Raw genomic sequence first — 22702 nt, 5'->3', positions numbered from 1 at the left:
ATAGCGTTATTCGATTTTATATTTTTGAGAAACTATATAAAGGAGAGAAATGAATATGAAAACAGAAAAGAAAACGATTTTTGTTACAGGAGCTACAGGACAACAAGGAGGAGCTGTTATACATCATTTGTTACAATTTGGATGGAAAATACGAGCACTTACTCGAAACTCAGAATCAGCAGTAGCGAAAAAGTTATCAGATATGGGTGCTGAATTATTTCAAGGTGATATGAATGATGTAGATTCATTAAAAGAAGTCAGTAAAGACGTATATGGTATTTTCTTTATGCTCCCTATTAGTGACTACGATGATGAACTCCGATTTGGAAAAAATGTAGCTTTAGCTGCAAAATCTAATGGTATAGAACACTTCGTTTTTTCTTCTGTTGGAGGATCAGAAGGGCAATCTGCTTATCGAAGTGTCGCAAAATGGGAGTTAGAACAACATATGGTTGAACTCGGTTTACCTGTTACCGTATTACGTCCAGCAGCGTTTATGGAGGAATTGGTCAGTCCACGATTTATTTCACCCGATGGATTCTTCTCGATTCCGATAAAATCTGATGTAGAAGTGCCAATGATCAGTGTAGAAGATATTGGGAAATTCGTAGCAACTGCATTTCATTCTCCAAATAAGTTTATTGGTAAAACGATCGAAATCGCTGGAGACTCCATGACACCACCACAAATTGTACAATTGTTGTCTGAGAAAATTGGAAGATCTATTCAATACAAAGAAGTACCTCTAGATCTTGTATATCAGCATAGTGAAGAAGTTGCTAAAATCTATCAATTTTATAATGAAGTGGGCTATCAAGTAAATTTTCAGGCATTACAACAAATTGTCCCTGATCTTATGAATTTCGATACTTGGCTAAAAACAACGGAGAAATCGGCTATCGAAAAATTGCTCAAATAAATCATGCTATTTAAAAAAACTGCGGTGCATCCTATACACAGCAGTTTTATTTGTTTAGACATAATATTATGCGGGGTGACAACAGAACATCACCCCCACAACCTAGTTACCCAGGTTGTCAAACTCCACCCTTGACAGAAACGCAGGCGGAACATGCTCGATCAGCCAGACTCCATTCGGAGTAACCCGAAACTCGTGTCCCTGCTGTACCATTGCCTTGGTGTCTACCTGCAGGATTACAAGGTCGTTCTCGTCCTTTGCATGACGCGATCCAACTTGGGTAGCTGTCTCCTTAGACGAAGAAAGGTGAACATCGTGACGCTTTCCCTTCTTCAATCCCTCCAGCTTGATCTTTCGCCAAGCTTCACAAGTGGTTCCATGGAAGAGAACCTCCGGAGGATTCTTCACTGGGTGATCGAGATTTACTGTAATCGAATGGCCCTGGGTAGCTCGGATAGAAAGCCCGTCCTGTGAGAGCTCGAACCGCTGCTTGTTATTGAGCTCGACTGTCTCAAATAGCTCAGCATTTGTCATCTGCCGACCGCTGTTTGCACATGCAGCTAGCAGAACTGCTATAAGAACCCATCCGGCTTCATCCAGTGTGATACCCACCAGCTCCGGATTGTGTCGAAGAACCTTCGCAAGAAACTTGCTGTTCCTCTCTACACGCTTTTCCTGCTCTGTAAGCATTGTCCCTGCCTTGTGTTAAGAGTGGTCAGTTATTGTTTATTATAGCATTGCGAGCGAGAAAACCCACGATTTAAATCGTGGGATGAAAGCGAGCGTTGAACGAGGGGAAGGAATTTCCCTTCAGCAGTTCAACCTTTGGAAAAAATAGATTTACAAACAAACGTTCTCGTGGTAATATATGTATAGTCGCGACAGACGAAAACCAAGTTTGCTCGGGGCAAAGAAAAAACAACAAACATAAACCGTATGGCGCACGGGGTTAGCTTGGTAATGAAATAGTCATGAGGCTATCGTCCCAAGAATCCAACGGCTTTAGCCGTATGGAATTGTCAAACTATTTGTTAAAGAATTGCGTAATAATAAAAGAATATTCCTAATAAAATTTATTACAAAACGCACTGCAGGGACAGAAAAGAAATTCTGTCCCTGCTTTTTGATTAATAAAGACTAGAGCTTCTTCTGGACTGCCTTCGCTTGATCCATATAATGCGGAATAGAGTCAATGATCTCTTCTGTGATCGGATCTTCCCTAAAAGTATTCTGATTCATTACAAACAGCTCAAGAATAAAATTTACATCACTATTGTCGAAGTTAAGAGACTTCAGTAGCTCCTTCAGCTCAGCATTAGTCAGTTTTCACAATTTCTCAATGTCTGTAATCTTAGCCATGGGGATGTGACCTTTCTGTCTATGAAAGGGAAAATTCCCCTTAATTTACTATAAAGAAACTCTTCCCCTTTTTCAACTATTCCTAATAATAAAGAAACAAAAAGAAAAAACAGCTGTATCAGCTGTTTTCGATTTAATTAATTACTTTATAAAATATCCGACCGCTAGAGCAAGAACCATAAACAACACTGCCAATACTGCTGTTAAACGAGACAACAGTAAGTCAATACCTCTTGCTTTTGCTTTGCCCATATTATGTTCAGCGCCGCCACCAATGGCACCAGATAAACCAGCGCTTTTGCTCGATTGCATAAGAATGACAACGATGAGTGCTACGCTAACAATGCTAAACAAAATTTTTGTTGCAAGTACCATTTCCATACCTCCTCGCCTCATTCAATGTACCACAATTACTTGAGGTTGTAAAAAGCTTTATCTCCTAAGTATGCAGCAGTGAAGGCAAGTTCATCTTCAATCCGCATCAATTGATTATATTTTGCCACACGATCCGTACGAGACGGTGCACCTGTTTTGATTTGGCCTGCTCCAGTAGCTACTGCAATATCTGCAATCGTCGTATCTTCTGTTTCGCCGGAGCGGTGAGAGATAACGGCAGTATACCCAGCTTGTTTCGCCATTTCAATCGCATCAAAAGTTTCTGTCAATGTACCAATTTGGTTTACTTTTACTAAGATAGAATTTCCTACCCCACGGCTGATTCCATCTGCTAGGCGCTCGGTATTGGTAACGAATAAATCGTCTCCAACAAGCTGGACTTTCTCGCCAAGACGTTCGGTCAGCAATTTCCATCCATCCCAATCATCTTCAGCTAGTCCATCTTCAATGGATACAATTGGGTATTTAGAAACCAAATCCTCATAGAAAGCGATCATTTCTTCGGCAGTACGGGTAATTCCTTCGCTAGCAAAGTGATAGTTTCCATCTTGATATATTTCTGTTGCAGCTACATCCAATGCGAGTTTTACTTCTGTTCCAGGTTTATATCCTGCTCGTTCAATTGCTGTCACAATCGTTTTTAATGCTTCTTCGTTGGAAGCTAGGTTTGGAGCAAATCCGCCTTCATCTCCTACAGCGGTAGAAAGTCCCTGTTCATTCAATACTTTTTTCAAAGAATGGAATATTTCTGCTCCCATTCTTACTGCTTCACGAATGTTGCTGGCTCCCACTGGCATAACCATAAATTCTTGGATATCAACATTATTATCAGCATGTGCACCGCCATTCAAAATGTTCATCATTGGTACAGGCAGCACCTTGGAATTAAAACCACCTAAGTAATTGTATAATGGAACCCCAAGTGCGTTTGCAGCTGCACGAGCCACAGCCATGGAAACACCTAAAATAGCATTTGCTCCCAAACGTCCTTTGTTAGGCGTACCATCAAGTTGAATCATCGCTTGATCAATCATCAACTGATCCAAAGCATCCATACCTTCTAATTCCTCAGCGATAATCCCATTGATATGGCGAACTGCTTGTAACACACCTTTCCCTGCATAACGGTCTTTTTCGCCATCACGCAGTTCTACTGCCTCGTGTGCTCCTGTAGATGCACCAGATGGAACAATAGCACGTCCTACAATACCTGATTCTAGTGTCACTTCTACTTCTACAGTTGGATTACCACGTGAATCTAATACTTCGCGGCCATAAACGGTTTCTATCGTTGTCATTTGGTATCCCCTCCTAATCGTAAAGACCTTCCTGTCATTTCTTTTGGTTTTTCTACATCTAGCAAATCCAAAATAGTTGGTGAAAGGTCAGCCAATACTCCATCATCACGTAATTTTGTTTCCGGTAATGTCACAATACATGGCACTGGATTGGTAGTATGAGCAGTAAATGGATTGCCATTTTCATCGATTACCATATCGGAATTCCCATGATCGGCAGTAATAATCGCAACTCCATTTTTGGATAATAAGGCATCTACTATTTTTCCAAGACATTCATCCACTGCTTCGATTGCTTTGATTGTAGGTTCCATTTTTCCAGAGTGTCCTACCATATCTGGATTAGCAAAATTTAAGATAATCACTTCAAAATTTTCTTCTTCTATCTCTGTCAACAATGCATCGGTTACTTCATATGCGCTCATTTCTGGTTTTAAATCATAAGTTGCTACTTTGGGAGAATTGATCAAAATGCGTTTTTCCCCTGGAAATGGATCTTCTCTTCCACCACTGAAAAAAAAGGTAACATGAGGATACTTTTCTGTTTCCGCAATTCTTAACTGACGCAATCTATTCTGTGCTAAGACTTCTCCCAATGTATTATCTAAGTTTGTAGGTTTATATGCAACATATCCCCCTACTGACTCGCTAAACTTTGTAAGACAAACATAGAATAAGTTTTTTGGCGGATGATTCCCACGATCAAATCCACGAAAATCTTCATTCGTAAACGCTTGGGATATTTGGATCGCTCTGTCTGGTCGAAAATTATAAAATATAATGGCATCATTATCTTTAATATTTCCGATTGCTTGTCCGTTCTCATCAACAATAACGGTAGGCATAACAAATTCATCATAAACACTTTTTTCATACGATTCCTGTACAGCTTGAACTGGATCTTGGTAAGTCGGACCTTCTCCATATACCATCGCATCATATGATTTTTTTGTACGTTCCCATCGTTTATCTCTGTCCATGGAATAATATCTACCTTGCAGCGTAGCGATTTTACCTACCCCAAGTTCCTTCATTTTCGATTGAAGATCACGAATATATTTGACCGAACTATCAGGAGATACATCGCGGCCATCCAAAAAAGCATGCACAAAAACGTTTTCTAATTTTTCCTCAGCTGCTAATTCCAATAAAGCAAACAGATGCTTGATATGACTATGTACTCCACCATCTGAAAGTAATCCATACAAATGTAAACTACTATTATTGTCTTTTACATGTTTAATCGCCTGAATAAAGGTTTCATTGTCAAAAAAAGACCGATCATTGATTGCTTTTGTTATTCTGGTCAAATCTTGATAGACAATCCTGCCCGAACCGATATTTAAATGACCTACTTCTGAATTTCCCATCTGTCCATCTGGCAAACCAACTGCGTGACCGCTTGCTTGTAGTGTTGTATGTGGGAATTTGCTCCAATAACGGTCAAAGTTTGGTTTTTTAGCTGCTGCTACTGCATTTCCTTTGGTTTCTTCGCGCAAACCAAATCCATCTAAAATACAGAGCATTACTGGTTTATGCATGATTTACACCTCATCTAACATTCGGTGAAATTGGACCGGATCTAAACTAGCACCACCGACAAGTGCCCCATCAATATTTGGCTGACTCATGTATGTTGCTATATTCTCAGGTTTCACGCTGCCACCATAAAGAATTCTCACTTTGTCCTGACATCTTTCTGGAAGTAAAGATCGAATATAGGATATAACATGTTCTGCATCGTCGGTTGTTGCTGCAAGTCCTGATCCAATTGCCCATACTGGTTCATATGCTACCACTAGTCTGCCCACTTCTACTGGACTTATATCTTCTAGAGCAGTGCGCAATTGACGTTTGACTACTTCATTTGTCTTTCCTAATTCCTTTTCTTCCAAGGTTTCTCCCACACATAAAATAGGAGTAAGGCCCGCAGTTAAGGATGTACGAACTTTTCGCCCAATCATTTCATCGGTTTCTGCAAAGTATGCCCGTCTCTCCGAATGCCCGATAATCACATGGGTCACATGAAGAGCTTTTAGCATTTGCACACTTACCTCACCCGTAAAAGCGCCTTCTAATTCCCAGTGCACATTCTGTGCACCTATTTGAATGGCAGTCCCTTCACAAGCTTCTGTTAACCAAGGCAAGGATGGAAAAGGTGCACAAATGACTACTTCACGATCATCAGGAATTGCATTCTCATGAAACTGTCTTAAATAGTCCTTTGTTTCCAGAATATTTTTATACATCTTCCAGTTTCCTGCAAGAATTGGTTTACGCATGATTCCCCCCCCTATTCTTTATCTGTTAAGGCCACAACACCAGGAAGTGCTTTACCTTCTAAAAATTCCAATGATGCCCCGCCGCCGGTTGATATATGATCCACTTGATCTGCTAAACCCGATTTCACTAGTGCTGCTGCAGAGTCTCCTCCACCAACAATCGAATAAGCATCCGATTCTGCAAGTGCTTCCGCTACTTTGTAAGTACCTTGGGCAAACTGATCAATTTCAAAAACGCCCATTGGTCCATTCCAAAGCACCAATTGAGAATGTAAGATAACGTCTCGAAACTTTTCTCTTGTTTTGGGACCGATATCAAGGGACATCTGATTGGGAGGGATTTGGTCAATATCTACCACAGTTCCTACTGCATCTTCTCCAAAATGGTCAGTAATAATTGCATCAATCGGAAGATACAATTTCACGCCTCGATCTTTGGCCTCTTGAATCAAACTTTTTGCAAGATCAATTTTATCTTCTTCCAATAGAGAAGTGCCAATTTCGTAACCTTCTGCTTTGACAAAAGTGTAGGCTAGACCACCGCCGATTAACAGATTGTCTACTTTTTGCAGTAGATTTTGTATTACGTCAATTTTGTCTTTTACTTTTGCACCGCCGATGATGGCAGTGAAAGGACGATCCGGTTCCCCTATCGCTTTCCCTAACACTTCTAGTTCTTTTTGTAATAATAGGCCAGCAACAGCAGGGATATAAGCCGCCACACCAGCAGTAGAAGCATGTGCTCGATGGGCAGCACCAAATGCATCATTAACAAATACATCTGCTAAATCGGCAAACGCTTTAGCTAAAGCTGGATCATTTTTCTCCTCACCAGCTTCGAAACGGACATTTTCCAATAGTAGAATATCGCCATCTTTTAACTTTTCTACTGATTCCGTTACTTGCGGGCCAACTACTTGATCGACTTTCTTTACGTTAACAGAAAGAAGCTCAGAAAGACGATTTGCAACAGGGGTTAATCGATATTCATCGACTACTTTTCCCTTTGGTCTCCCTAAATGGCTTGCTAAAACAATTTTTGCACCTTGCTCGCGTAGATAATTAATGGTGGGAAGGGCAGCACGAATTCTTGTATCGTCTGCCACTTCACCATTTGCCAATGGGACATTAAAATCTACTCGACAAAACACTCGCTTGCTTTGTAAATCTACATCATAGACAGTAAGCTTCTTCAAAGATGATTCCTCCCTTAGTAGCAACACATGTAGATTCTTTCTCAAATAAAGGATTAAACACCTTTTTCTAAGATGAAATCAACGAGATCTACCACTCTGCAGGAGTAGCCCCACTCATTGTCATACCAAGCGAGAACTTTGACCATGCTGTCTTCTAATACCATAGTGGATAATCCATCTACGATTGAAGAATGCGGATTTCCTTTGTAGTCAATTGATACAAGTGGTTCATTGGAATAATCCAGTATATTTTTCAATTCACCTTCTGCTGCTTCTTTTAGTGCACTATTGATTTCTTCTGCTGTCACATCTTTATCTAATTCTGCTACAAGGTCAATAATGGATACCGTTGGAGAAGGAACGCGTATTGACATACCATTGAGTTTACCTTTTAGCTCAGGGAGAACAAGAGAGATCGCTTTCGCTGCACCAGTTGTTGTCGGAATCATGGACATAGCAGCAGCGCGGGCACGTCTTAAATCTTTGTGGGGCAGATCCAAAATTTGCTGATCATTGGTATATGCATGTGCAGTAGTCATAAATCCACGCTTCAAACCAAATTTTTCATGCAGTACTTTTGCAACTGGAGCTAAACAGTTCGTGGTACATGATGCATTGGAAATCACGTGGTGGCTTTGTGCATCATATTTATCTTCATTTACACCTAGGACAATCGTAATATCTTCATCCGTAGCAGGCGCAGAAATAATTACTTTTTTCGCCCCGGCTTTGAGATGTTTTTCTGCATCTGCACGCTTGGTAAAACGCCCAGTCGATTCAATTACTATATCGATATTATCTTCTTCCCATGAAAGTTTTTCAGGATCACGTTCAGCTGTTACTTTTACTTCGTGATCATTTACTTTAAAGCCGTTATCGGACACTTTCACCGTCGCATCCAATGTACCATGTACAGAATCATATTTAAGTAAATGAGCCAATGTTTTGTTGTCTGTAAGATCGTTTACAGTAACTACTTCTAAGTTAGGATGATCAATCAAAGATCGAAAAACATTACGCCCAATTCTTCCAAATCCATTAATTGCAACTCTACCTTTACCCATACATACTTCCTCCTTATATGCATTCCTTAGTAGTATGACCAAAAAAATGCCATTTCAAATAAATAAAACAGTCCAAGTGGACTGTTAACGATGAATGGCATCCCATCATCCTTTCTAATGGGAGTTGATATACGTTGACTGATCTCTAAGGTGTAAGACAAAATGCCTTATGGAAACCGCTTACTATCTCTATATACGATAAAAATTATCGTTCATTCATGAGATCGCCATCTACCAACTCCTATCATCATCATGAGAAATGATGTATAGGATCAATCATTGTCAACAAAATGTTTACTTCTTTAAATTACTATATTTTAGGGTATAGGTAAACCACAAATTGTACACTTTTTTTATTGTTGTACTATGGATTGATATCGTGATATAATGATGGTCGTTCTATCATGCGCCTATAGCTCAGGGGATAGAGCACCGGTCTCCGGAGCCGGGTGCCCAGGTTCGAATCCTGGTAGGCGCACCATATTGATGAAACAGCCACATTTCTAATGATGTGTTATCTTTTTAAAAGCGTTTAATGAAACAAATGTAAGTGTAACATGTTCTCCTTTTCGTCTGTATCAGACGAAGGGAGAACTTTTTTATTATTGCTATACCATACTTTAGAAGATAAATCCAGCGGAGTAAAACACAAACGGTATAGATGTACCAGTGAAACACAGCATGCACTGTGACTTTTTGATGTTATGAAGCAAGTAAAAATCATGCTCCGACATGCTATAATGGAATCATCTAACATCAAACCTGATGAACAAAACTATTGTCTGTAAAAAGAGGTAATTAACTTTTCAAACTTAACCGTCTATAAATTACTACTTTGACCAGGCAGCCTCTTTTTCAGACGAAAAGCAATGTGTTGCATGGCACCTGGCAGGAAGCCGAATCTCCCTGTTGATTTTGGATTTTCTGCTAGTTGTTTCAATGCATCAATACTTTGGAAAATTAGGGCTTCTGGGTCTTCAAAAAAATGAATCCCCCAGGTATCCACATCACCCGGCTTGATAAAACAATGACGTCCACGTTGTCTTGCAGCTGAAATAATTGGCCCTATTTTCATCTTAAGGACATCTCGATAAAAACTTATAATCTTGCGAGTGAGAAAACCCACGGTTTGAATCGTGGGATGTTAGCGAGCATCACTACAACGGGAGCACAAGTTTCGCCAATCCACTAAAGTGGCAAGTCTCACTTTCAGATGAGGGAGGTTTCTACCTCTCGTAAATCTGACAAATCTTTCAAAAAACACGTTACAAACATACATTCTATTGTTAGACTATCGACAGTTGCTCTTTGAAAAGTGGATAGTATATAGGGTTGTGCAAACCAATCGTTTTGCACGTAAAATGCTATGTGTACCGAAAAATGGCTAGACTGAAATGCGAAATCCAAGCAGTAAGTCTTTGCTATGACGTAGCAACAAAAACTCTGTTCAACCGTGGGGCTCACGGAGTTAGCTTGGTAATGAAGTAGTCAGAAGGCTACCGTCCCAAGAATCCCATGGCTTCAGCCATGGGAAGTGTCAATGTAGCATCTAAATCTGCTGTAACCAAAGCAATATGATGAAATCCTAGCCAATTTGGATCTTTGATCATCTCGTTACTCATCTATTTATCTCCCTTATTTTAATTAGAATTCTAACTATATAAACAAAAAAATTTGGTTGATCAAGGCTTATTCGGAAAGAAACCAACCATTTTTACAAGCAACTTTTTAAGTGTTTCCAACTCTTCAGAAGTAAATCCTTCTTTTATCTGATCTTCTACTACTTGAGCGAAATATTGTGTTTTTACGGCAAGTTGTTTTCCTTCATCTGTTAAAAATATTTGTTTTGAACGTGCATCCTTTGGATGATCTACACGCATCACTAAATTCTTTTTGACCAAACCATTGATAAGACTTGTTACACTTGGTCGTTCAATCATTAAGATCGGCTCTATCTCCGAAGGTGTAATCCCTGGAAAATAGTAAATAATCCCTAGCGCACTCCACTGTGTGTGAGTTAGGCCTATAGACTTTAATTGATCCTCTACTCCACGACGCAAGGTGATATAGGAAACTTTAATTAATCGTCCAAGAGATCCATCCTTCCAATCCCAGCTGGAAGTTTCCATAATTTCTCACGTCCCTTGCTACTCAGTACATCTAGTTAGAATTCTAATCATAATCGTATCTACTCTTGCTTGAATTGTCAATCTATTATCTTGCTTATCCTTTCAAACTTCGGTAAAATCCTTTTTCAAGTCATCTATAAAAGAAAAAATCTGATAGTTTTTAAGGAAGTCAAAATAACTATCAGATTAGATAATAACTATTTTATCTTTTTCAACCAGACTTCAATTGCACTCCCTACTTCACCCGGTGCATCTTCCATTGGGTAATGAAGCCCCGACACGGCGACTTCTGTCTGCTCAGGCCAGCTGCGGCAAAAATCCAGGTGGGATTTTGGAGTTCTCCCAGGTTCTGTATGAATGAATAGTTTAGGAATCGTACTTTGTGCTAGCCAATTACCATATGCATTCACAACGTCAATCACTTCAGACGGGTCTTCATAAAAAGGCAACTCCCGCGCCCATGATAACATTGGACGGCGTCCTTCACCAGCTTTTACAAAGGGACGGTGATACTCTGTCATTTCTTCCTCTGTCAGTTCTCGTATAATACTTACTGGAAGATTAACATTGAGAAAAGAGTTTTCTTCCAACACCATCTTTTCTCCTTCAGAGGAACGCAATGCTTGAAAAATTTTACGTCCTTGTTCAGGCATCTCATTCCAACTGCGTGGTTTAATAATCGCCTCCATGTACACTAGCCCTTTTACTGCCCCAGGATGACGGCGCGCCCAATCAAACCCCAAAGCTGAACCCCAATCATGTACAACAAAAATTATATTTTTATCAACCCCCAGTTTATTAAGAAGTTCATCAAGATATTTTCGATGTTGGACAAAAGTATAAGAATCAGAATCACTGTTCGATAGCTTATCAGAATCACCCATTCCTATCAGATCCGGTGCTATACAGCGTCCAAATTTTTGTGCATAGGGAATTATGTTCCGCCAGAGATAAGAAGAGGATGGATTTCCATGTAAGAAGACGATCGGATCTCCAGTTCCTACCTCTACATATGCCATCTCCAAATCCAAAACCTGTAGTCGCTTCTTTTTGTTAGAAAATGTTTCGCTAGACATATCATTCGCACCCTTCTGTAATAAACCGCCACAGCATATAACTGGCACTGCGGTTTTATAATAAGTTGATTTATCAACTATAAGTAGTGTAACTCACAATACGTTGACTTGTCAACTAATTAACAAAAATTTTTTCCAATCTAAAATTGATGCACTTCTATCATCTTAAATCATATTTCTATTTGGATTAATTGCGAAAAATGGAGATTGACCCATCTATACTACCATTATTTTATTTGTCTTCTCGGCACAAAAACATCCATATGCCGCTGCAGATTTATGAAATTAGCCGGAGCGTCCCCCCCGTACTCCCCATCTATATTTAACTGCATCTTTTCTTTCGTGTTTACGATTATCCTGCTGGCTTTATCATAAATGATATTTGGATCATTGAGATGCTCACCACGAATTGCTAAAGTTACGATTCTGATAAAATCAGTTAGATTTGTCTTTTTCAATATGATCATGGAGAACTTACCATCTTGAATATTGGAATCTGGAGCCAGCTTCTCTATTCCGCCAACAGAATTAGTATTTGCTACAAGGAACAGCATAATTTCTCCATCAAAAAACTTGCCATCATACTCAATGGAAACCTCAGTTGCCTTTAGTGATGGAAATTTTTCTATCCCTTTTAAGTAATAGGCAAGTTGCCCTAATCTCGTTTTTAGTTTGCTTGGTACCTCATAGGTTAGTTCTGTAAGATCACCTCCGCCTGCAATATTTATAAAATATCGGGAATTCATTTTTCCGATATCAACTGGTATAGAATTTCCTTGCACGATGATATCTACAGCTTTATCTATTACCCGGGGAATATGAAGCGCCCGTGCAAAATCATTTGCCGTCCCTACCGGAATTACGCCAAACTTCGGTCGTACCAATGCTTCTGCCAACCCGTTAATCACCTCATTAATCGTACCATCGCCACCAGCAGCTATAACAACATCATAGCCCCGATTCGAAGCCAACCTAGCTTCTGCCTCCGCATCTCCTTGACCTGTTGTCTCATGACAGGAGGTTTCATAGCCAGCCTTCTCAAACTTCACCAAAACGTCAGGTAACTCTCGTTTAAAAATCTCTCTTCCTGAAGAGGGATTATAAATTATTCTTGCTCTTTTCAATTTCATCACCACAATAAAAAATTTTTGATTTTTATATAATAATGTAAGAGATTCAATAAGCTGCTTCTAAACTAGAGAAACCTTTTTCTTCTTATTCCTTTAAGAAATCAGATTAGATCACTGCTTTTCTAGAAATAACCCACCTTTTCCTATGAATCCACTATACCTTTTGCCAGCAAACATTTCAAAAAAATCACTGACTTTCGATTTGTAAACAAAAATCACTACAGGTTGTATAATACAAAGAACAAGAAAATTTGAATTTTACAACTTTACTCTTAGCACAAATATAGTCAAACAAGTATAAAGTTGTAGTGTTTAAACCGATAATCAAAAAGTAAATTCGTCAAATATTATATTTGACCTTTTTTGACCAATGGGGTATGATAGTTCTGTAAACAAAATATTTCCTACATATGGAGGAGACGACATGATGAACAACCTAATACCAATGGTAGTAGAACAAACAAACCGTGGTGAGCGCTCCTATGATATATACTCTCGATTGCTAAAAGACCGTATCATTCTTCTTGGCAGTGCCATTGATGATGATGTTGCTAATGTAATTGTAGCTCAATTGTTATTTTTGGCAGCAGAAGATCCTGAAAAAGATATTCATCTATATATCAATTCTCCAGGCGGTTCTATCACTGCTGGGATGGCCATTTACGATACAATGCAATTCATCAAACCTGATGTGGAAACAAACTGCATTGGGATAGCAGCCTCTATGGGTTCTTTCCTGCTTGCAGCTGGTGCAAAAGGAAAACGATTTGCTCTCCCAAACAGTGAAGTGATGATTCACCAACCACTTGGCGGTGCACAGGGACAGGCATCTGACATAGAAATACGTGCAAAACGTATTATCAAAATGCGTGATAAACTCAACCACTTGTACTCTGAATTCACTGGTCAACCCATTGAACGAATTGCAAAAGATACAGATCGTGATAACTTTATGAGCGCACAAGAAGCATTGGAATACGGTTTGATTGACAAAGTTATTGAAAAGAAATAAGATGAATAAATAAATTGAGTCAAATCCACCCTTGCTGGGTGGATTTTTTGCGGGATAAAAGATTAGATTCTATAATTGAGCAAAATTTTAGCGAGGATATATTTGGTACAATATCTTTTATGTTCTTATAAGTCGCCTTGTAAGAACAACAAATATATCAAGCAGAAGAAACAATTCAAATTAGTGTCTTTGCTCATCAGAGTTAAATTTTACATCCTGCAACATAGGATGAGATTTTATACAAATAATAAAAATCAATTACACACAAAGGAGTTTTAAACAAATTGAAACCATTTTCTGAGCTAGGATTAAGTGCTCAATTACTTCAAGCCATTCACCAGATGGGGTATGAGGAAGCTACTGATATCCAAGCAGACACAATCCCTATCACAATAGCAGGTAAAGACTTAATCGGGCAAGCACAAACAGGAACAGGAAAAACCGCTGCATTTGGTATTCCTTTAGTCGAACGCATTGATACACAAAACGAAAGTATCCAAGCACTTGTTATTGCCCCTACAAGGGAACTTGCGATTCAAGTTGCAGAAGAACTAAATCGAATCGGGCAATTTAAACAAGTTCGTGCATTACCAGTTTACGGCGGTCAAGATATCGATAGACAGATTAGAGCATTGAAAAAACGCCCTCAAATCATTGTAGGTACACCTGGGAGATTACAAGATCACCTTCGCCGGAAAACCATCCGCCTTCAGAATACCCAGATCGTTGTACTCGATGAAGCAGATGAAATGTTGAACATGGGTTTTATCGAAGATATCGAAGCCATCTTAGATCAAGCACCAACGGAACGCCAAACGCTGCTCTTTTCTGCAACGATGCCAGAGCAAATCCGCAAGTTAGCAAGCAAATTTATGATTGATCCGACTCAAGTAAAAGTGAAAGCAAAAGAAGTAACAATGCCAAATATCGAGCAGTCTTTTATCGAGCTAGCACCAAAACAAAAATTTGATGTATTATGCAATTTACTTGATATTCAATCACCAGAACTAGCTATTGTTTTCGGGCGTACAAAAAAACGTGTAGACGAACTCACAGAGGCTCTTAACAAGCGTGGGTATGCTGCTGAGGGTTTACATGGCGACTTAACACAAACCCGCCGTGACACCGTTGTACGTCGTTTTAAAGAGGGTACAATCGATATTATGGTGGCTACTGATGTCGCAGCGCGTGGACTCGATATCACGGGCGTAACCCATGTCTATAACTTTGATATTCCTCAAGAACCAGAAAGCTATGTACATCGAATTGGAAGAACCGGTAGAGCCGGTAAAACCGGAGTAGCTATTACTTTTGTCAGTTATCGTGAAATGGATCATCTCCGCTATATCGAAAGAATGACAAAAAAGAAAATCAAACGTGAAGCAATTCCCACTCTACATGAAGCTTTCGAAGGACAGCAACTCACTGCAGTTGAAAACTTGCGTAATACTGTGGAAGAAAAAAACTTTGGTGCATATCGAGAATTAGCTAAAAAATTATTAGAAGATCATGATTCCGTAGCAATTGTTGCCGCTGCGTTAAAAATGATAACAAAGGAACCGAATAAAACCAAAGTCAGCTTGTCAGATCTCAATGCTCCTGGCAGACTGCGTACACCTAAAAAAACAGAAAGACGTACAGAAAAACGTACTTTTCCTAAGACAAAACGACCTAGTAACAAAGGTGGAAACTTTGCATCTGGAAAACAAAAAAATCGTTTTATGGATAAAAAGAAGAAGTCGAAAAATAGATAATAATCTTTACAAAGGATTGTACTCTGCTTATAATCTAATTAACTATGTCATAGTATCGTAAGAGACAATGGAGATGTGGACTTTGGGATGGCAAAGGAAGGTCATCCTACCACCTTCGAAGTTTCTTGCACAGCCAGTCAGGTCTGTACAGTACACCCCTACAAGGACACCCGGTAGCCGAATACTCTAATTTCGTTCGGAAACATCCCTATGAGACAGGAGTGGCAACCATTCTCTCGGTTCTGTTCGGGAAGAACTCTACGAGACGGGCTGGCGCCGGTCGCAAAGTCTAGGTACAGGATCTCCTCTACTAAGACGTGCGGCCGGCACCCAATATCAAAAATACAGCCGAACCTATCACTAGGTTCGGCTTTCTTAATATCGATTGGATTGTACTAAGATACATACCCTGTTGAGCCAAAGCGAAAAACCAATGGGACGTCCTATTTTAAGTCACTCGCAAATTATAAAATGACAACTCCATACAGCTAAAGTCGTTGGTTTCTTGGGACTATAGCCTCATGGCTATTTCATTACCAAGCTATCCCCGTGTGCCAACGAGTTTATGTTTGTAGATTTTTTCTTTGCCACGAGCAGACTTGGTTTTTCGTCTGTCGGGACTATACATATATTTTGTTTGAAAACTTACTTTTTCCAAATGTTAAACAGATAAAGGGAAATTTCTCACCCTCGTTCCACGCTCGCTTTCAGCCCACCATTTAAACCGTAGGGTTTCTCGCTTGAAATGCTATAATGTTGTTAGTTTCCGTGAACTAGAACGACGATTAAATAAAAGGCGAATCAGAGTGCATATGATCGGAAAAATGGATGTATGGATTGAAGAAATTTAAAGTATTTGAGTATAAAAAGAATATAAGAAAGGAGTAGGTGAACCGCTTAAAAAAGTTCGTTTAATGAATTTAGTAATCAAAGGAAAACATACTCACATGCAAAGATGTTGGGAGAGAAAATGATCATGGAACAGCGGTTTTCACGAGAATCAAGATGCTACAAAACATCAAGGATTTTTCCCACTGATGTAAATAATCACAATACTTTATTTGGTGGTAAGTTAATGTCTTATATCGATGACATTGCCTCGATTGCTGCAACCAAACATTGTCGAAGATCAGTCGTAACTGCCTCAACAGACTCTGTGGATTTTTTGCAGCCTATTAGGCCGAGTGATTCTGTTAGTTTAGAAGCTTATGTTACATGGACAGGAACGTCATCTATGGAAGTATTTGTTAAAGTAATCAAAGAAGATCTGTACAATGGCGAAAAAAAAATAGCTGCTACTTCCTTCCTCACATTTGTTGCCTTTGGGGAAAATAATCGACCTGTGCGAGTTCCAAAAGTAGTGCCCGAAACGGAAGAAGAAAAGAAACTACATGAAACTGCTCCAGCTAGAGCTGAAATACGCAAAATAAGAAGGCAAGAGAGCAAACAATTAGCTAGTTATTTAACAGTTGTTCCCCCATGGGAATAAAGGTTAAATCGTTTTCGTTTTAGGAAAGAAATGAAAGACGGAGTGCATATTGGATATTAGGAACTCCGCAGGCATATTCCATTCGCAAAGTGGACCTCTAGGGCGGTTTCTCAAAAAGTAATACTTTGGAACCTCTGGTTCCGCTTCGCGAGTGGGGTGGATAAGCGAATTTGGATAATTAATAAATTTGCTTATCTGAAGTATATTATTAAATTAATTGATTACAATCAATAAATGAAATGTTATTATAATATGAATACTCCGATGGAGGCGATCTGAGGTTGCCGGTGTCTTAAATGTGGCATGACGATCTTGATGCAGCTCATTGGGATTCACGGCTGGGCGATATTAATCTATCGTCCAGCCACCCAATATAAAAAATACAGCCGAACCTACTTCTAGGTTCGGCTTTCTTCTGTTGGATGGATATGTAGGATAAATGGATTGAGTGGTGCTGATTGCGTGACCTTTCTTCTCACCTGAGCCTCAATCAGCGCATAATCACTTGGTTTTACCCCTGGTTTCACATATACATCCATTATAATATTTCTGCCTGTATAATGTAATTTTGCTCGATGCACAGCAGTAACTGTTTTTGCTGCCTGTACCATTTTCGTCTCAGGATAACTAACATAACTATACGAATGTGTATCATTATCCAGTCCAGTACGTTTTTCAGGAGCAGAGTAACGCTGACATCCAGTTAATAATAATCCTATACATAAAATAATCCAACCTAGATAGCGAAGCATGGTTTCACCTCCTAAACATAGTTTGTCTAGGTGGAATGATCTTCATGCTTCAAATAGGTTGGCAATATAATCTTCCTGTTTCAGTCTATATTCTGTCATAACTAGTACCGCGATAAACACAAGCTCTGTAAATGAGCCGAGTGCATAAAATGAAAAGAAATAAGAGACAAATCCTAATAAAAGAGTCAGTGTACATCCTAGTAATAAAACGGACCACTCCACTTTCCTCCAAATGATAATCGAAGCAATCATCATTGGAATCATGGAAAAGAAAAAAGTTAACGAAAATGGAGAATCACTAATAACATACCTGTCAATCCCATTTATAGAAATAGATTCCATATGCACCCATAAAAAATCATGGAATATACCCACGATCGTTAGTACTAATGTATAAAGATGAAACAATACTTGCACCATCACACTTTTTACCCATCGTACAGCAGTCCGACGGATAAAATCAAGCGAAACGTATACCAATGTTGGTATTAATAAAACATGCAGAAGATAGCGTATCAAACTCAACGTTTCTAATGTATCTCCAAACCCGATCCATCGACCACACGCTAATATCAGGTTATCATATGCAAGGGTAATGACCAAAAAAAATACCCATGCGGTTCCCCAAAAAGGGGATTCCTGAAAGAAGCGAAAACAACAAAAGAGTAATGCAATACAACCCACAAAAAAAAGAGGGTAAAGTAGAATATCCATGTTGTCCTCCACATATTCTTCTATCACCCTACATCATAACAAAAAGAAAAGTTTTTTTTCATTACAATTGTGACACTATATTTAATTTTTCTCTTGTACAATCTTTACCAGACGTTCAACCGCTTCTTGTTCATCCCGTCCTGTCGCTTCTATTGTAATCTCTGTACCTTTGGACACTGCTAAACTCATAACCCCCATGATGCTTTTGGCGTTCACTTTGGCTGTACCTTTGATTACATAAATCTCCGACGAAAAACGGCTAGCTTCTCGAACAAAGTATGCAGCTGGACGGGCATGTAGGCCAACATCTAATAGAACCGTTACGTTTTGTTTATACACTTTCTGTTTCCCCCATTTTTTCTCGTAGTTGTTTGGCCAGCTCATCAATCTTTCGCATACGGTGATTCACCGCAGATTTACTTATTTTTCCGCTGGGGATTAGTTCTCCGAGTTCAGTAAAATTCACTTCTGGATATTGCAATCTCAGCTCTGCTACTTCTTTTAATTTTTCTGGTATATTCTCCAATCCGAGATGCTCAGCGATCAATTCAATATTTTGTTTTTGTTTCATCGCTGCTTGAACTGTCTTATTTAGATTTGCAGTTTCACAGTTAACTAGTCGATTGACCGAATTTCGCATATCTTTCATAATGCGAACGTTTTCAAAGTGTAGTAGTGATGGATGAGCACCTATTATGTTTAGGAACTCGCCAATTTTGTCGCCTTCTTTCATATAGACAATGTACCCTTTTTTTCGTTCAATCATTTTGGCATGAAGATGGTATTCTTCCATCAGGCTTTGCAATGCCTCTGCATGATCGTGATAAGTAGTCATGATTTCCAGATGGTACGAACCACTGTCTGGATTATTCACCGAACCGCCTGCTAAAAAAGCACCTCTTAAATAGGACCGCTTACAGCAAGACTTGGATATCAATTCTGGAGAAATTCCTGAAATTCTTTCCCAACCAATCCCTTCAAAGATCCCTAGATCGGTAAGTATCTTTGCTGAATTCTGATGAAGGCGGATTGAATATACATTATTTTTTTTTAATCGTATTTTTTTTCGTACAAGCACCTCTGGCTGAACATGATATAAACCTCTAAGTAATGAAAACATTCGTCTAGCTGTAGAAGGGCTCTCCGTTACCAATTCTACCATCAATTGTTTATTTTTAATTTCAAGCATTCCATTCATGCGAACCAGAGCAGAGAGCTCTGCTCGTTTACAGCATGATTTGGTTTCCATCTTTGTTAGTTCTTTTTTTGTATCCGAAGTAAACGACATGATTGATCCCTTCTACTACCTATACTTACCATCCATTTTAAAGGATTTTCCCTTATGACTGCAACTCTACACTTTGATACTCACGGAGTCTTCCACGTACGATTCTCAAGATATGTTTACTGATTCGATATGCATCATGGCGAAGCAAAGAACGATATAGTAACAAATTGTCCATAATTGGATGACAGCCCAGCCTCATAATTTCTTCCAAATCAGGTAATACCATCTTTTGTTGACTACTAGCATACCTTTCCTTGAGAAAAGAAGGTGGCACTTCATTGTTTAATAAAGTGAAATTAAATAACTCTGGCCCAATATGGTCATAAATAACTCGAATATGATCACTTGCCGAGAAATCATCCGTTTCTCCATGCTGTGTCATAATGTTACAAATATAGATTTTACATGCATTTGATTTACGGATTTCATCTACCATACCTTTAACAAGAAGATTAGGCAAAATGCTCGTATAAAGGCTTCCAGGTCCAATAACGATACCATCAGCTTCACGAATAGCTTCAATCGCCTCTGCTTGCGGTCTGGGACTAGGTGGATGAAGAAAGACACGCCGGATTTTTTTTCCTGCTTTTGGTATTTGTGATTCTCCTCTTACGATGGAACCATCAACCATTTCTGCAAGCAATACTACATCTTGCTCACTTGCTGGGAAAACTCTGCCATTTATCGCTAGTACACGACTGAGCTCTTTAATAGCCGTAGTAAAATCACCCGTTATTTCTTGCATAGCAGCAATCATCAAATTTCCTAAATTATGACCTGCTAATCCATTTCCATTTTGAAAACGGTGCTGAAAAACTTTTTCTAAAAGCGGTTCCGTGTCCGCCATCGCAATGAGAACATTACGTATGTCACCTGGTGGAGGCATTTGTAAATCATTACGCAGTCTACCGGAGCTTCCTCCATCATCTGCAACCGTTACAATTGCTGTAATTTCAACAGGAAACTTTTTTAGTCCTCTCAATAAGACGGATAATCCTGTCCCCCCACCAATACAGACAATGCGCGGGTGCTGTCTATTCCGTTTCATACATGTGTTAACCGCCCTTCTCCATATCTCGGTGTTTCACTTGGCATCTTTCCTGATCCTTCAATGTATGATATAGATGCTCGGCAATTGCCACAGAACGGTGCTTGCCACCCGTACATCCAATCGCAACAACAACTTGCGACTTACCTTCTTTTTTGTATTGAGGAATAAGAAAAGTTAGCAAATCTGTGATTTTTTCTAAGAAAATCTTTGTTTCTTCCCACTTCATTACGTAATCTGATACAATTTTTTCACGACCAGTTTGTGGTCTAAGTTCATCAATATAGTGAGGATTTGGTAAAAACCTGACATCGAAAACTAAATCTGCATCAATAGGGATTCCATGTTTAAAACCGAAAGAAAGGAAGGTTACAAACACATCGGTATTTGAATCGCTTTGTAATATTTTGATCTTTTCTTTTAGTTCTAAAGGACGAAGTTTACTCGTATCAATCACATTATCTGCTTGTTCACGAAGCTCTTGTAATAATACTCTTTCTTGACGAATTCCATCCAACGGAGTCCCTTCAATAGCCAAAGGGTGTCTTCTTCTGGTCTCCTTATACCTTCTCACAAGTGTTTCATCATCAGCTTCCAAAAACAAAATTTGGTGTGCTATTCCATATTGTTCCTCTAACTGCTTTAATGAATCCAACAATGTTGCAAAAAATGCCCTGCCTCGCAGATCAATAATAAGTGCTACTTTTTGTAGCTTTCCATTTGACTGCCCTAATAGCTCAGCAAATTTTGAGATTAGAATTGGTGGAAGATTATCGATACAAAAGTAACCAAGATCCTCAAAGCACTGAGCTGCAACTGTTTTTCCTGCTCCTGACATACCTGTTACTACAATAAGTTGTACTTCATTATGTTTCTGCATAGCCCACACTCCGCTTTTTCTTATGGTTTTTACTATAGCACCTTTTCCATCAATAAAAAAGCAAGCGAAGAAATAGATACAGCATCGATATAAAATAATGTATTTAATTTAAATATAATACTTAATAAGTAATTTTTACTAGTGAAATTTATAGGAATAAATGGTTAGTGAGTTTCGAGTGTTTTTAGTAGGACATAATTCTTTATGATACTATTAAAAAGATATAAAATCTTATATCACCCTTGTTTGTTTAGAAAAGGATTCCTGATGAAGTTTGCCGACCTGATGAAGTCTACTACGGAAGCATGGTCCAACCCTCTGAAGGCAAAGCTAACTGCCAAGGAGAAGGAACTTCGTGAAAAGCTTCTTGCTGAGATTGATCCATTCTTCACCCCTGAGGCAGAGAAAAAGGCAAGGGGACTGAAAAATCAACTCAAGCAGTTGGTCAACGATCCCATCAAACCCAGCATTAAGGATACTGAAAAAGCATGGAACAAGATCCTTAAATCGCTACAGAAGCACTTCCATGATTCTAACTTCAGGCTTACAGTCGCTTCTTATCATGCGTTTATTACTGGTGTACAGGACCCTATTCTAGACGATAAAGCTATGGCATATTGGGTAGATAACTACAAGGGTGGAATTGGATTCATTGATGCCAGGGGCATTCGCTAACTGGCACCTTAGTGGAATAGTCATTCTGGTGACTATTCCACTGTACATTTATAAAGATGAAAAATGATAATTAACTTAGTATTGAATCGTGAGAGAAAAAAATCCTTCAAAATGATTGATAATAGTGGATGGATTCGCCCAAACGCAACTTTACATCTGGGTGAAATCTCTAATAGAAGCAATGGTGTATGCTTATGCCTCTAGGAATACTCCCTCCACTTTTGAAAACAGAAATATAAAC

General features: G+C 39.1%; 23 protein-coding genes and 1 tRNA gene. 6 read left to right on the top strand and 18 right to left on the bottom strand.

Features of this window, described 5'->3' with window-relative positions; all coding sequences use genetic code 11:
- Positions 1–55 precede the first annotated feature (55 nt).
- On the top strand, positions 56–919 hold the full coding sequence (locus AC5WOC_RS16590) for an NmrA/HSCARG family protein (protein WP_496056535.1): 864 nt from the start codon (positions 56–58) through the stop codon (positions 917–919).
- A 102-nt stretch (positions 920–1021) separates the two neighbouring features.
- Here the strand turns inward: AC5WOC_RS16590 and AC5WOC_RS16585 are convergent, their stop codons facing one another.
- The 7 genes from AC5WOC_RS16585 to gap all read right to left on the bottom strand — a co-directional run bounded on the left by AC5WOC_RS16585 (position 1022) and on the right by gap (position 8514).
- Positions 1022–1609 carry an RNA 2'-phosphotransferase gene (locus tag AC5WOC_RS16585; protein ID WP_496056534.1) on the bottom strand — a complete coding sequence of 196 codons (588 nt, stop codon included), beginning with the start codon at positions 1607–1609 and terminating at the stop codon, positions 1022–1024.
- An 810-nt stretch (positions 1610–2419) separates the two neighbouring features.
- Positions 2420–2653 carry a preprotein translocase subunit SecG gene (gene secG / locus AC5WOC_RS16580; protein WP_496056533.1) on the bottom strand — a complete coding sequence of 78 codons (234 nt, stop codon included), beginning with the start codon at positions 2651–2653 and terminating at the stop codon, positions 2420–2422.
- A 35-nt stretch (positions 2654–2688) separates the two neighbouring features.
- A complete protein-coding gene (gene eno, locus AC5WOC_RS16575) occupies positions 2689–3972 on the bottom strand; it encodes a phosphopyruvate hydratase (protein ID WP_496056532.1) in 1284 nt (427 codons plus the stop codon).
- Positions 3969–5513 (bottom strand): 2,3-bisphosphoglycerate-independent phosphoglycerate mutase, encoded by a 1545-nt coding sequence (gene gpmI / locus AC5WOC_RS16570; protein ID WP_496056531.1) that lies wholly within the window; start codon positions 5511–5513, stop codon positions 3969–3971. The genes eno and gpmI overlap by 4 nt, the downstream gene beginning before the upstream one ends.
- A gap of 3 nt (positions 5514–5516) precedes the next feature.
- Entirely contained in the window at positions 5517–6254 is a 738-nt protein-coding gene (tpiA, locus tag AC5WOC_RS16565) for a triose-phosphate isomerase (RefSeq protein ID WP_496056530.1), read from the bottom strand.
- Between the two features lie 11 nt (positions 6255–6265).
- Complete coding sequence (locus AC5WOC_RS16560; RefSeq protein ID WP_496056529.1) at positions 6266–7450, bottom strand: phosphoglycerate kinase; 1185 nt, start codon at positions 7448–7450, stop codon at positions 6266–6268.
- Positions 7451–7503: 53 nt separating this feature from the next.
- Entirely contained in the window at positions 7504–8514 is a 1011-nt protein-coding gene (gap, locus tag AC5WOC_RS16555) for a type I glyceraldehyde-3-phosphate dehydrogenase (protein WP_496056528.1), read from the bottom strand.
- Between the two features lie 406 nt (positions 8515–8920).
- Here gap and AC5WOC_RS16550 point away from each other — a divergent pair.
- Positions 8921–8995, top strand: a tRNA-Arg gene (locus AC5WOC_RS16550).
- 339 nt (positions 8996–9334) lie between these two features.
- Here the strand turns inward: AC5WOC_RS16550 and AC5WOC_RS16545 are convergent.
- From AC5WOC_RS16545 to AC5WOC_RS16525, 5 genes are all read right to left on the bottom strand, one after another.
- On the bottom strand, positions 9335–9589 hold the full coding sequence (locus AC5WOC_RS16545) for a hypothetical protein (protein WP_496056527.1): 255 nt from the start codon (positions 9587–9589) through the stop codon (positions 9335–9337).
- A gap of 421 nt (positions 9590–10010) precedes the next feature.
- A complete protein-coding gene (locus AC5WOC_RS16540) occupies positions 10011–10136 on the bottom strand; it encodes a hypothetical protein (RefSeq protein ID WP_496056526.1) in 126 nt (41 codons plus the stop codon).
- 60 nt (positions 10137–10196) lie between these two features.
- On the bottom strand, positions 10197–10643 hold the full coding sequence (locus AC5WOC_RS16535) for a MarR family winged helix-turn-helix transcriptional regulator (RefSeq protein ID WP_496056525.1): 447 nt from the start codon (positions 10641–10643) through the stop codon (positions 10197–10199).
- Positions 10644–10840: 197 nt separating this feature from the next.
- Positions 10841–11719, bottom strand: coding sequence for a haloalkane dehalogenase (locus tag AC5WOC_RS16530; protein WP_496056524.1), 879 nt, complete (start codon positions 11717–11719; stop codon positions 10841–10843).
- 227 nt (positions 11720–11946) lie between these two features.
- Complete coding sequence (locus AC5WOC_RS16525; protein WP_496056523.1) at positions 11947–12843, bottom strand: diacylglycerol kinase; 897 nt, start codon at positions 12841–12843, stop codon at positions 11947–11949.
- A 430-nt stretch (positions 12844–13273) separates the two neighbouring features.
- Here AC5WOC_RS16525 and clpP point away from each other — a divergent pair, with 430 nt between their 5' ends.
- The 3 genes from clpP (at position 13274) to AC5WOC_RS16510 (ending at position 17104) form a co-directional block, all read left to right on the top strand.
- Entirely contained in the window at positions 13274–13861 is a 588-nt protein-coding gene (clpP, locus tag AC5WOC_RS16520; RefSeq protein ID WP_496056522.1) for an ATP-dependent Clp endopeptidase proteolytic subunit ClpP, read from the top strand.
- A gap of 284 nt (positions 13862–14145) precedes the next feature.
- Entirely contained in the window at positions 14146–15615 is a 1470-nt protein-coding gene (cshA, locus tag AC5WOC_RS16515; protein WP_496056521.1) for a degradosome RNA helicase CshA, read from the top strand.
- Positions 15616–16591: 976 nt separating this feature from the next.
- A complete protein-coding gene (locus AC5WOC_RS16510; protein WP_496056520.1) occupies positions 16592–17104 on the top strand; it encodes an acyl-CoA thioesterase in 513 nt (170 codons plus the stop codon).
- A 398-nt stretch (positions 17105–17502) separates the two neighbouring features.
- On the opposite strand, the gene AC5WOC_RS16505 is transcribed toward AC5WOC_RS16510, so the two are convergent.
- The 6 genes from AC5WOC_RS16505 to rapZ form a co-directional block, all read right to left on the bottom strand.
- Positions 17503–17856, bottom strand: a complete 354-nt coding sequence (locus AC5WOC_RS16505; protein ID WP_496056519.1) for a hypothetical protein — start codon at positions 17854–17856, stop codon at positions 17503–17505.
- Between the two features lie 42 nt (positions 17857–17898).
- On the bottom strand, positions 17899–18570 hold the full coding sequence (locus AC5WOC_RS16500) for a hypothetical protein (RefSeq protein WP_496056518.1): 672 nt from the start codon (positions 18568–18570) through the stop codon (positions 17899–17901).
- A gap of 81 nt (positions 18571–18651) precedes the next feature.
- Positions 18652–18909: an HPr family phosphocarrier protein gene (locus AC5WOC_RS16495; protein ID WP_496056517.1), complete on the bottom strand. Its 258-nt coding sequence runs from the start codon at positions 18907–18909 to the stop codon at positions 18652–18654.
- Complete coding sequence (gene whiA / locus AC5WOC_RS16490) at positions 18902–19858, bottom strand: DNA-binding protein WhiA (protein WP_496056516.1); 957 nt, start codon at positions 19856–19858, stop codon at positions 18902–18904. The genes AC5WOC_RS16495 and whiA overlap by 8 nt, the downstream gene beginning before the upstream one ends.
- A gap of 52 nt (positions 19859–19910) precedes the next feature.
- The gene (locus tag AC5WOC_RS16485) at positions 19911–20906 is read right to left on the bottom strand and encodes a gluconeogenesis factor YvcK family protein (RefSeq protein ID WP_496056515.1); all 996 of its coding nucleotides are present in this window, start codon (positions 20904–20906) and stop codon (positions 19911–19913) included.
- A 7-nt stretch (positions 20907–20913) separates the two neighbouring features.
- Complete coding sequence (gene rapZ / locus AC5WOC_RS16480) at positions 20914–21786, bottom strand: RNase adapter RapZ (RefSeq protein WP_496056514.1); 873 nt, start codon at positions 21784–21786, stop codon at positions 20914–20916.
- Between the two features lie 267 nt (positions 21787–22053).
- On the opposite strand from rapZ, the gene AC5WOC_RS16475 reads away from it, so the two are divergent.
- On the top strand, positions 22054–22461 hold the full coding sequence (locus tag AC5WOC_RS16475; protein WP_496056513.1) for a hypothetical protein: 408 nt from the start codon (positions 22054–22056) through the stop codon (positions 22459–22461).
- Positions 22462–22702 lie beyond the last annotated feature (241 nt).

Source organism: Shimazuella sp. NTD247 (assembly GCF_059510415.1).
Note: the sequence above shows the minus strand (reverse complement) of the source record. Positions and strands in the feature narration are given on the sequence as shown.